General features: G+C 64.6%; 1 pseudogene. It reads left to right on the top strand.

What is annotated here, in order from left to right:
• Positions 1-353 precede the first annotated feature (353 nt).
• Positions 354-695: pseudogene (locus ACG2LG_RS24115) on the top strand (group II intron reverse transcriptase/maturase); the annotation flags it as partial.

Here is a 695-nt window from a genome sequence, read left to right as displayed (position 1 = left end):
TGAACAAGAACCTCCTACGAGGCCGACGGGACCAGGTGAGCTGGCACAACACAGCGAAGCCGTGCGTTTCTGTCCCGGAGGTAAAGGGGGCGCTTGGGTGGCGGAGGTTCCCGCTCTTATGTGGGGAGGCCTCGTCGGCCTGCGGTCGCCCTGGCGGCAGCGCATCCCTCAGCAATGATGGGTGTGACCGGCGAGGAGTCAGCAGAGGTCATAGTAGTCGGAGAAACGAGCCGGAGTGCGCGAAGCACAGCAAAGTTGCCGGAGGTCTCAATCCGACGAAGGGCCGAACCAATGACGGGACTCCGACTCGCGGAGCCCATCCACCACGACGAACCCGCACGGGAGAGTGAGACATGGAGGTGACGCGAGCAGAGACAGAGAGAGTCCGTGACGACCTGTTCGAACAGGTGCTGTCGTCCGCCAACCTGACCGATGCCTGGAAACGGGTGAAGGCCAACGGCGGAGCGGCGGGAGTGGACCGGATGGAGGTCGGGGATTTCCCCGCCTTTGCCCGGACCCACTGGGAAACCATCGCGGCCAAGCTGCGCGGAGGGACTTACAAGCCCTCGCCGGTGCGCCGCGTGCTCATCCCCAAAGACCGGGGGCGCTTTCGTGCCCTCGGCATCCCGACGGTGTTGGATCGAGTGATCCAGCAGGCCATCGCGCAAGTGCTTGGCGAAATCCACGACCCGACC

It is taken from the genome of Haloferula sp. A504 (assembly GCF_044385805.1).
Lineage (GTDB): Bacteria > Verrucomicrobiota > Verrucomicrobiia > Verrucomicrobiales > Akkermansiaceae > Haloferula.
Note: the sequence above shows the minus strand (reverse complement) of the source record. Positions and strands in the feature narration are given on the sequence as shown.